At 64.4% G+C, this 8879-nt stretch carries 12 protein-coding genes; 6 read left to right on the top strand and 6 right to left on the bottom strand.

Going from position 1 to position 8879, the window contains the following annotated elements; all coding sequences use genetic code 11:
- Positions 1-832 precede the first annotated feature (832 nt).
- From QZ186_RS10865 to QZ186_RS10855, 3 genes are all read left to right on the top strand, one after another.
- On the top strand, positions 833-982 hold the full coding sequence (locus QZ186_RS10865) for a hypothetical protein (RefSeq protein WP_296416767.1): 150 nt from the start codon (positions 833-835) through the stop codon (positions 980-982).
- Between the two features lie 116 nt (positions 983-1098).
- Positions 1099-1311: a hypothetical protein gene (locus tag QZ186_RS10860; protein WP_010313856.1), complete on the top strand. Its 213-nt coding sequence runs from the start codon at positions 1099-1101 to the stop codon at positions 1309-1311.
- Positions 1308-1538 (top strand): hypothetical protein, encoded by a 231-nt coding sequence (locus QZ186_RS10855; protein WP_029626059.1) that lies wholly within the window; start codon positions 1308-1310, stop codon positions 1536-1538. The genes QZ186_RS10860 and QZ186_RS10855 overlap by 4 nt, the downstream gene beginning before the upstream one ends.
- Here the strand turns inward: QZ186_RS10855 and mraY are convergent.
- The gene (gene mraY / locus QZ186_RS10850; RefSeq protein WP_296416766.1) at positions 1521-2582 is read right to left on the bottom strand and encodes a phospho-N-acetylmuramoyl-pentapeptide-transferase; all 1062 of its coding nucleotides are present in this window, start codon (positions 2580-2582) and stop codon (positions 1521-1523) included. The two genes, QZ186_RS10855 and mraY, sit on opposite strands and share 18 nt — an antisense overlap.
- 44 nt (positions 2583-2626) lie before the next feature.
- Positions 2627-2902 carry a DUF3134 domain-containing protein gene (locus QZ186_RS10845; RefSeq protein WP_010313850.1) on the bottom strand — a complete coding sequence of 92 codons (276 nt, stop codon included), beginning with the start codon at positions 2900-2902 and terminating at the stop codon, positions 2627-2629.
- Positions 2903-3004: 102 nt separating this feature from the next.
- Here QZ186_RS10845 and QZ186_RS10840 point away from each other — a divergent pair, with 102 nt between their 5' ends.
- Positions 3005-3256 carry a hypothetical protein gene (locus tag QZ186_RS10840; RefSeq protein WP_247476655.1) on the top strand — a complete coding sequence of 84 codons (252 nt, stop codon included), beginning with the start codon at positions 3005-3007 and terminating at the stop codon, positions 3254-3256.
- A complete protein-coding gene (locus QZ186_RS10835) occupies positions 3256-4455 on the top strand; it encodes an argininosuccinate synthase (RefSeq protein ID WP_010313846.1) in 1200 nt (399 codons plus the stop codon). The genes QZ186_RS10840 and QZ186_RS10835 overlap by 1 nt, the downstream gene beginning before the upstream one ends.
- A gap of 8 nt (positions 4456-4463) precedes the next feature.
- Here the strand turns inward: QZ186_RS10835 and QZ186_RS10830 are convergent, their stop codons facing one another.
- The 4 genes from QZ186_RS10830 to QZ186_RS10815 all read right to left on the bottom strand — a co-directional run bounded on the left by QZ186_RS10830 (position 4464) and on the right by QZ186_RS10815 (position 6675).
- Positions 4464-4772: a hypothetical protein gene (locus tag QZ186_RS10830; RefSeq protein WP_247476659.1), complete on the bottom strand. Its 309-nt coding sequence runs from the start codon at positions 4770-4772 to the stop codon at positions 4464-4466.
- A gap of 76 nt (positions 4773-4848) precedes the next feature.
- Complete coding sequence (gene rpsF / locus QZ186_RS10825; protein ID WP_029626057.1) at positions 4849-5217, bottom strand: 30S ribosomal protein S6; 369 nt, start codon at positions 5215-5217, stop codon at positions 4849-4851.
- 88 nt (positions 5218-5305) lie between these two features.
- Entirely contained in the window at positions 5306-5767 is a 462-nt protein-coding gene (locus QZ186_RS10820; RefSeq protein ID WP_010313838.1) for a Tic20 family protein, read from the bottom strand.
- Positions 5768-5793: 26 nt separating this feature from the next.
- Entirely contained in the window at positions 5794-6675 is an 882-nt protein-coding gene (locus tag QZ186_RS10815; protein ID WP_296416765.1) for a shikimate dehydrogenase, read from the bottom strand.
- Positions 6676-6758: 83 nt separating this feature from the next.
- Here QZ186_RS10815 and dnaK point away from each other — a divergent pair, with 83 nt between their 5' ends.
- Positions 6759-8654: a molecular chaperone DnaK gene (dnaK, locus tag QZ186_RS10810; protein ID WP_010313834.1), complete on the top strand. Its 1896-nt coding sequence runs from the start codon at positions 6759-6761 to the stop codon at positions 8652-8654.
- Positions 8655-8879: the final 225 nt, after the last annotated feature.

Genomic DNA, 8879 nt, shown 5'->3' with positions numbered 1-8879 from the left:
GCCGTCACGGTTAGTCGGCACGTAGAAGGACGTTTTTAGTGCTTGGGAGTTCTAATAAAACTCCATCTAATCCAGTCCTAGACAGTGTTCTCAAGGACTCAATAGACAGGTACACCAAAACAGGTAGACAAGTAAGTCCACTCGGCGTAATAGACGGAAACCGGATCGCTGAGCGGCATCTGAACGCCCGCTGGTATGGATCGCCGCTGCTGCTGGTATGCACAGGTCAGTTGGAGCCTGAGGCAGGTCTAGGCAGGTCCTGAGTCCCGCACAAAACGTTCAGCCGGTTACAAACGGCACATCACCGCCGAAGCGGCTGCCGGATCATCTGTTCACGACCTCCGGGTCGGGACTGAGGGAGATGAGGAGGGGTCGCCAACACCCCTTCTTTTTTTGTCCGCCTGACCACTGCTGGGTTGCTTGAGCAGGCGCTGCTGCCATTCCTGCTCCAGCTGGTCTAGGCGGGTGAGCACGGCTGGGTTCATTGGAGGGTCGCCCAGTTACCGGCTAACGCTGGCACTAGATCTAGTGGTGGTGCGAGCTAATGCCAGCAAACGGACACCCCCCTACGGGGCAAGTGGAGTCATTGCTGGTATGTGAAGTAGGCCATGGCTCAGGAGTGCTGACTTGACCGTAGGCGCCCTCGGCAGCTTGCGCCGGGGCAATAAAAAAGGGGGTTGCCACACCCCCTTGAGAATCTCCCTTGCCCGACCCGAAGGTCGTGGGTGAATGATGCGCTGCCTCAAGGCTTTGAACTGTTGCTCTTGTAACGCTCTGCGCTCTCTGTGGGCTCCCGCTGACAGGGTTGGGTGATCAAAACAACCGTTTGGCCATGACTTCAACGGGCCGCGCTGTGCGCTTGATCGTGTTGATCCTGTTGCTGGCCCTTGGGGTGGTGATGTGTACCTGGCTCGGGGATGGTCCGCCCCCTGTGAACAACACAGAGACGGATGAAGCAATGCCTGCGCTGCAGGCCCAATAGTTCTGATCGCCCTGGACAACCTGCCTGGCTTGCGTAACGATTAAGACCGAACTTCTTGGTTTGGCGGCAAAGCAAAGCAATGCCCACTCCAAAGCGTTGGCAAGCGGTTTGAGTTGATGGAGATCCTGATCCATCTCCCTGCCGTGATGGTCGCTGCTTCGGCGGCTTTCATGGGCTACTCCTATTACTCCGCGGCCGTCCAGCGGGCAGCCAAGCGGGAGCGACTGCGTCAGCCGGGCTATTCCCAGGTCGTGGGCTTCTCGCCTCGAACCCTGGATCCGCAGCGCTCCGATCTGGAGCAGCCTCGCGATTGGGACGTGGCCGCATGAGTCAGCGCTGGCCTTGGCTCGTGCTGTTGCTCTTGGGGACCCTTGCTGCCGTGGTGGCCTGGTTCTGGGTGGACCACCGCCAGGTCTGTGCCCGCTGGGCCTCGATGCAGCTGACAGATGCCGAGGCGATGCAGCAATTGCGCCTGAAGCCTGGCCGCTACAACGCCTATTCCACGGTTCTTGGCTACTGCCGTTACTACCGAGCGGGCTCAGGCCAGCAGCAGTAACCCCAGGGCGGCCAGGGCCGCACTGATCAGCCAGAACCCAACGACAACCTGCTGTTCGGCTGCTCCGCCCAGTTCGAAGTGGTGATGCAAGGGCGCCATGCGGAAGACCCGCCTGCCGACTCCATCGGGGCCTTTGGTGGCTTTGAAGACCCAGACCTGAACGATCACCGAGAGGGACTCCGCCAGGAAGATTCCCCCCATCAAGAGCAGGGCCCAAAGGCTGTCGCTCAGCAGCGCGACGGCCGCGAGGGCGGCGCCCATCGCCAGGGAGCCGGTGTCTCCCATGAACACCCGTGCCGGGTGTCGATTGAACAGCAGAAAGCCCAGCCAGCAGCCGGCCATGGCGGCGGAGAAGGCGGCCAGGGCGGGGTCCCCCTGGTTTCCCCTCAGCATCAGCTGGACCCCCATGCCGCTGAAGACGATGGCTCCGCATCCGGCCGCCAGGCCATCGAGGCCATCGGTGAGGTTGGTGGCGTTGCTCTCCGCCAGAAAGACAAACAATCCCAGGGGCCAGATCAAGAGGCCCAGCGGCAGGATCCAGCCCAGGGGCAGGGCGATGCTGTCTGTGATCAGTTCATGCCAAGCGGCCCAAGCGAGGAAGCCGCCGGCACTGAGGGCCTGCAGGAGCAGCTTGCCGCTGGGGGAGAGGCCGGTGTTGTGGCGCTTGGTCAAGCTGCGCCAGTCATCGAATCCGCCGATGGCCATGTAGGCCAGGGTGATGGCCGCGACTCCGGGTAGGCGCAGGTCGCTGGGGGCAATCAGCCCACCGATCAGGACGCCGACAGGCACCACCAGCAGTCCACCCATGGTCGGGGTGCCCGCTTTGCTGAGGTGGCTCTGCGGCCCCTCCTGGCGGATGACCTGGCCGAGCTTGAGGTTCCGCAGGCGCGGCACACCCCAGGCGCAGACCACCGCGCTGATCGCTGCGGCCACGAGTAGGGGCACGGTGAGCTGCGGCGTCCGCGTGAACCAGTCGCAGCCGGCACAGACCCCAAGCAGCAACAAGCCCAGCAGCAGCGCCAGTTGGCGGCTGTTGCTGGGCATCGAGGCGATGAGCCTGCTGGTGGAGACCACAGAGGTGGGGGGAATCAGTCCTCCCAGTTTTCCTCGTTTTGCTCGTCGTCGGCCTTGTAGTCCTCTTTCTCGCCCATCAGTGCGGAGAGTTCTTCTTCTTCCACGGTGCTGACGTCGCTGGTGGCGGCTTCCTCATCGACCACCAGGCGGCCGCTGGTCTCGAGCCAGCTCAACAGGTCGGGCTCTTCCCGCAGGGGCAGCACCGGGGCGGGTTCGCTGCGGCCGTAACGGGTCAGCGAGGGGTTAATGCCATCCAGCTGGGAGAGGCTGGTGCTGAGGTTGCTGCTCATCGCGTGAGGCCCGTCGGACGTCGGTGTACAGGTTTGCCGGGTTCGTAGCTACCCAGCTGGCGCCAATCCGCCATCCTATCTGAGACTCTCCCCAAGGCTCTTATGACATGGCGGCTGTGGCCGGCTTGGGGTGCAGCCCTGGCCATCAGTGCGGGCTTGGTCTGGGCCGGGAAGCGTTGGAGCACGCCCCTGCTGGAGCAGTCCTGGGCCCTCGCGCGGCCTGAGCTGGCAGCGGTTCTGGCCTTGGCCCTGGTGCTGGTTCCGCCTTTGGGCATGGCCGGTTGGCTGGCCTTCCAGATGATCCGCCACCGCGACAGTGGAGAATCGATCGATTGCGCGCATGGAGAGCGTTGATGGGCCGGGCCAAGAAGGCTGTGCTGGCGTATTCCGGTGGTGTGGATACCAGCGTCTGTATTCCCTATCTCAAGAACGAGTGGGGCGTGGAGGAGGTCATTACCTTCGCTGCGGATCTGGGACAGGGGGATGAGCTTGAGCCCATCCGTCAGAAGGCTCTGGACTCCGGTGCTAGCCAGTCGATCGTGGGTGACCTGATCGAGCCGTTCATCCGTGATTTCGCCTTCCCGGCGATCCGGGCCAACGCCCTCTACGAAGGTCGCTATCCCCTCTCCACGGCCCTGGCGCGTCCTCTGATCGCCCGCCGCCTGGTGGAGATTGCCCGCGAAGTCGGTGCGGATGCCGTGGCCCATGGCTGCACGGGCAAGGGCAACGACCAGGTGCGCTTCGACGTGGCGATCGGCGCCCTGGCGCCGGATTTGAAGGTCCTGACTCCGGCGCGGGAATGGGGCATGAGCCGTGAGGAGACGATCGCCTACGGCGAGCGTTGCGGGATCCCTTCCCCGGTGAGCAAGAAGTCGCCCTATTCGATCGACCTCAACCTGCTGGGTCGCTCGATTGAGGCCGGACCTCTGGAGGATCCCAACGTGGAACCCCCTGAGGAGATCTATGCCCTCACCGTCAGCGTGGAGGCGGCCCCGGAGCAGGCCCAGGTGGTGGAGATCGGCTTCGAGAACGGCAATCCCGTCAGCATCGATGGCGAGCGCCTGGATCCCGTCAGCCTGATCCGCCGCGCCAATGCCCTGGCCGGCAGCCACGGCTATGGCCGTCTCGACATGATCGAGAACCGCGTGGTGGGGATCAAGAGCCGTGAGATTTACGAAACCCCCGGTTTGCTGCTGCTGATCAAGGCCCACCAGGAACTGGAGAGCCTGACCCTGGCGGCGGACGTGCTGCGCAGCAAGCGTCAGCTGGAGCAGCAGTGGGCCGATGTGGTCTACCAAGGCCTTTGGTACGGCCCGTTGAAGGATGCGCTGGATGGCTTCATCGATCGCACCCAGCGCACCGTCAACGGCACGGTCAAGGTGAAGCTGCACAAGGGCAACGCCACCGTCGTCGGCCGCAGCAGCGCCAACAGCCTCTACGTGCCTGACATGGCCACCTACGACGCCGGGGATCAGTTCGATCACCGCGCCGCCGAGGGCTTCATCTACGTCTGGGGTCTGCCGACCCGTCTCTGGGCGAACAGCCAGCGCTAGGGCCTGCTTCAGGCCGCCACTGACGGGTCCTGGTTCTGGGGCCAGAGCGCCCGCACCCGGGATCCCATCCGCGGCTGCGCCGGCTGCAGTGGAAGAACCAGGGGCTCCTCCCGCTGGGAGCCCTGCTGGAGCCGTTCGTTGTCGGCGCTCAAGAGCCGCTGGCGCTCAAGGATTGGCTCGAGCCGCTGGCTGAACTTCCGCTCAAAAATGCCGGGCAACTCCGCCAGCAGGGCCTCCAGTTCGGCGATCTGCTCCTGTGCGCGCTCCAGCTCCTGTTGGCTTTTGGCCAAGGCCGCCTGCAGGTCTTGGTGCTCCAACGGCTGGTCAATAAAAAACCTCCTGGAACCTAACCAAGGCTCCAGGAGGGAACAAGGGGCGAGATGCCTTTCGAGATCAGGCGTCTGCGGTCTGCAGAGCGGCTTCGTCGCTGGTGGCCTGGGGTGCAGGGCCGCTGCGGGGAGCGGGCAGGGGGCCGTCCTGCTTGACGGTCAGGTAGCGGATCACGTCTTCGCTCAGGCGCATGGCCTTCTCGAGAGCTGCCACCTGTTGGCCGTCGCCGTTGTGGGCCAGCTGCACGTAGATGCCTTCCTTGTGCTTGGCAATGGTGTAGGCCAGGCGGCGCTTGCCGCGCATCTGGCAATCCAGAACCTCAGCACCGGCTTCGGTGACGAGATCGCGGTACTTGGTGATATGGGTTTCCACCTCTTCCTCCGGGATGTCCGGACGAAGGATGTACATCGTTTCGTAGTAGGGCTGCGACATGGCTTACGCGATCCGACGTGGACGCCGAAAGGGACGGTGGCTGATGGGGTGGGGGTGAGCCCGGTTCATCAGCGGCGGATCGTCCACCCTACAGCTGCATGCGAACCGCTTCAGACAGGCTGGGGATGTCGGCTTCCTTGCCGCGCAGGCACTGGATGATCCCGAACAGCACCAGCACGAGCATCCCCAGGAAGACGGTGTTGGCCAGGGTCCGCACCGCAAAGTTCCCGCCCAGGGGGGCGAGCAGCAGGTTGAACGCCAGGGACAGCACGATCAGGATGATGTCCAGCAGGATGGCCTGCAGGGCGTTGAAGCGGATGAAGTAGGGGACCCGCTGGTTGCGCACCACGCCCAGAAAGAGCACCAAAAACAGGATGAACCCGCCGAAGGGAATGGCCTGCTCGATCAGCACCAGCGGCAGGGCCGGCAGGCTCAACCACTGCAGAACAGGAAACAGGCTCGTCAGGGAGCGCCCGAAGGGCAGACCATCGCTCCAGGGCAGGAGATAGGTCAGCAAGGCCAGAAGCCGCTGCCAACTGGGGATCGTCATCGCACTCCGTCGCCTTGGGTGTGACGTTAGAGCTGGCGCAGGGCGGCCTGGTGCATGACCTCGACGGGCACCTCGCTCCTGCCGCTCCAGAGGCGCAGGGAGGCGGCCCCCTGCTCCACCAGCATGCGCAGGCCATCCAGGCTGCGGCAGCCTTTGGCCGTTGCCCGCTGCAGCAGCGCGGTCGGCCGAGGTGTGTAGATCAAGTCGTAGACCCAGGCTTCGGCTGAAAGCGCCGCGAGTTCGCTGTCACTGAGGGGGCAGGCCTGGGCGGCGGCGGGGTCCGTGGCCGAGGCCATGCCCACGGGCGTGGTGTTCACCAGCAGATCCGCCTGGGCGAGGGTTGCGGCGATTCCGCTGTCCCAGCTGAGGGTGCTGAGTTGGGGCGCCCAGCTCCGGCAGTCCGCCTGGAAGGCCTCGAGGGCTTCCGGCCGTCGCCCGGCCAGAACGATCTCGGCAAAGCCCAGCTCCACCAGGCCGGCGACGACGGCGCGGGCACTGCCGCCGCAGCCGAGCACCAGCGCCCGCTTGCTGCTCCAGCTGACCTCCCGCAGCGGCGCGCAGAAGCCTTCCACATCGGTGTTGGTGCCAAGCCAGCCGCCCCCCTGGCGTGGCACCAGGGTGTTGACGGCCCCCAGGCGCTCGGCCAGGGGGCTCAGCTCGCTGCAGAGCGGCGCCACGGCCTGCTTGTGGGGAATGGTGACGTTGAGGCCGCGGCAGCCCATCGCTTCGAGGGCCTGGATAACGGTGCCCAGCTCAGCCGTTGGCGCGGGTAGGGCCAGGTAGGCCCAGTCCAGGCCCATGGCCTCGAGTGCCGCGTTGTGCATCACCGGCGAAAGGGAGTGGCGCACCGGATCGCCCAGTACCCCCACAAGCGCGGTGCTGCCTTGGATTCGGGCCTCGGCGTTCACGGTGGTTCGGGCACTGTTCGGCAACCACACCTAGCCCCACCCGGGTGCCGCTGCAGAGGATGTCTGCAGTTCAGAGGTCACCCATGGGCAAGGTTGTCGGTATCGACCTTGGCACCACCAACAGTTGCGTGTCAGTCATGGAGGGCGGCAAGCCCACCGTGATTGCCAATGCCGAGGGCTTCCGCACCACGCCCTCCGTGGTGGCATACACCAAAAACCAGGATCAGCTGGTGGGTCAAATCGCCAAGCGCCAGGCGGTGATGAACCCGGAAAACACCTTCTATTCCGTCAAGCGTTTCATCGGACGCCGGGTGGACGAGGTGAACGAAGAGTCCAAGGAAGTGAGCTACGGCGTCGAGAAGGCCGGCTCCAACGTCAAGGTCAAGTGCCCCGTCCTCAACAAGCAATTTGCTCCTGAGGAAGTCAGCGCTCAGGTCCTGCGCAAGCTGGCCGAAGACGCCGGTAAGTACCTCGGCGAGACCGTGACCCAAGCGGTCATCACCGTTCCCGCCTACTTCAACGACTCCCAGCGCCAGGCCACCAAGGACGCCGGCAAGATCGCTGGCCTTGAGGTGCTGCGCATCATCAACGAGCCCACCGCGGCTGCCCTGGCCTACGGCCTGGACAAGAAGAGCAACGAGAAAATCCTGGTCTTCGACCTGGGCGGCGGCACCTTCGACGTGTCCGTTCTCGAGGTGGGCGACGGTGTCTTTGAGGTGCTCTCCACCTCGGGCGACACCCACCTGGGCGGTGATGACTTCGACAAGGTGATCGTTGATCACCTGGCCGACACCTTCAAGTCCAACGAAGGCATCGATCTGCGCAGTGACAAGCAGGCCCTGCAGCGCCTGACCGAGGCCGCTGAGAAAGCCAAGATCGAGCTCTCCAGCGCGACCCAAAGCGAGATCAACCTGCCGTTCATCACGGCAACCCCCGAGGGCCCCAAGCACCTCGACCTGACCCTCACCCGGGCCAAGTTCGAAGAGCTGGCCTCCAAGCTGATCGACCGTTGCCGCGTGCCCGTCGAGCAGGCCCTGAAGGACGCCAAGCTCGCCTCCTCCGAGCTGGATGAGGTGGTGATGGTGGGCGGTTCCACCCGCATCCCCGCGGTCCTCGAGCTGGTGAAGCGCGTCACCGGGAAGTCCCCCAACCAAACCGTGAACCCCGATGAGGTGGTGGCCGTGGGTGCCGCCATTCAGGGCGGTGTGCTCGCCGGTGAGGTCAAGGACATCCTTCTGCTGGACGTCACTCCCCTGTCCCTGGGTGTGGAAACCCTGGGCGGTGTGATGACCAAGATGATTCCCCGGAACACCACCATCCCGACCAAGAAGTCGGAGACCTACTCCACCGCTGTGGACGGTCAGACCAACGTCGAGATCCACGTGCTCCAGGGCGAGCGCGAGATGGCCAGCGACAACAAGTCGCTTGGAACCTTCCGCCTCGATGGCATCCCCCCTGCCCCCCGTGGCGTGCCCCAGATCGAAGTCACCTTCGACATCGACGCCAACGGCATCCTGAGCGTCACCGCCAAGGACAAGGGCAGCGGTAAGGAGCAGAGCATCTCCATCACCGGCGCCTCCACCCTCAGCGACAACGAGGTGGAGAAGATGGTCAAGGACGCCGAGGCCAACGCCAGCGCCGACAAGGAGAAGCGCGAGCGGATCGACGTGAAGAACCAGGCCGAAACCCTGGTGTATCAAGCCGAGAAGCAGCTGGGCGAACTGGGCGACAAGGTGGGTGCCGAGGACAAGGCCAAGGTCGAGTCCTCCTCCGCCAAGCTCAAGGAAGCCATCGAGAAGGACGACTTCGACACGATGAAGTCCGAGCTCGAGACCCTGCAGCAGGCCCTCTACGCCGCCGGTGCCGCCGTCTACCAGCAGGCCGCTGGTGCGGAAGGCGCTGCCGCTGGTGCACCTGGTGCTGATGCTGGTGCCGCCGGCGATGACGTGATCGACGCCGAGTTCACCGAGTCCAAGTGATTCAGCGCTCACGCCCGTGAGCCATGACCCCCGGCTTCGGCCGGGGGTTTTTTGTGTCTTGAAGCCCTTCAGCAAAAAAGCCCCTCTCCAAGCGGAGAGGGGCTTTGGGGATTAGACGCTTCGGGTCTTATTCACCGATGCTGGCGACGGCGGCCCGTGCTTTTTGGAGGACGTTGGCCGGCAGGCTCACGTAGCCCAGGGCCGGGGCATTGGCCTGAGCCGCAT

Origin of the sequence: Vulcanococcus sp. DEBay_Sum29NL08_54, assembly GCF_017859255.1 — a bacterium.
Taxonomy (GTDB): domain Bacteria; phylum Cyanobacteriota; class Cyanobacteriia; order PCC-6307; family Cyanobiaceae; genus Vulcanococcus.
The sequence above is the reverse complement of the archived record's forward strand: the minus strand, read 5'-3'. Positions and strand labels throughout refer to the sequence as shown.

What these genes read in the sequence shown, in the direction of transcription:
- QZ186_RS10845 (WP_010313850.1), bottom strand. Translation starts at nt 2,902, where the DNA reads ATGAGCAGCAACCTCAGCACCAGCCTCTCCCAGCTGGATGGCATTAAC.
- QZ186_RS10840 (WP_247476655.1), top strand. Translation starts at nt 3,005, where the DNA reads ATGACATGGCGGCTGTGGCCGGCTTGGGGTGCAGCCCTGGCCATCAGT.
- QZ186_RS10855 (WP_029626059.1), top strand. Translation starts at nt 1,308, where the DNA reads ATGAGTCAGCGCTGGCCTTGGCTCGTGCTGTTGCTCTTGGGGACCCTT.
- QZ186_RS10865 (WP_296416767.1), top strand. Translation starts at nt 833, where the DNA reads ATGACTTCAACGGGCCGCGCTGTGCGCTTGATCGTGTTGATCCTGTTG.
- QZ186_RS10860 (WP_010313856.1), top strand. Translation starts at nt 1,099, where the DNA reads ATGGAGATCCTGATCCATCTCCCTGCCGTGATGGTCGCTGCTTCGGCG.
- QZ186_RS10835 (WP_010313846.1), top strand. Translation starts at nt 3,256, where the DNA reads ATGGGCCGGGCCAAGAAGGCTGTGCTGGCGTATTCCGGTGGTGTGGAT.
- dnaK (WP_010313834.1), top strand. Translation starts at nt 6,759, where the DNA reads ATGGGCAAGGTTGTCGGTATCGACCTTGGCACCACCAACAGTTGCGTG.
- rpsF (WP_029626057.1), bottom strand. Translation starts at nt 5,217, where the DNA reads ATGTCGCAGCCCTACTACGAAACGATGTACATCCTTCGTCCGGACATC.
- QZ186_RS10820 (WP_010313838.1), bottom strand. Translation starts at nt 5,767, where the DNA reads ATGACGATCCCCAGTTGGCAGCGGCTTCTGGCCTTGCTGACCTATCTC.
- mraY (WP_296416766.1), bottom strand. Translation starts at nt 2,582, where the DNA reads ATGCCCAGCAACAGCCGCCAACTGGCGCTGCTGCTGGGCTTGTTGCTG.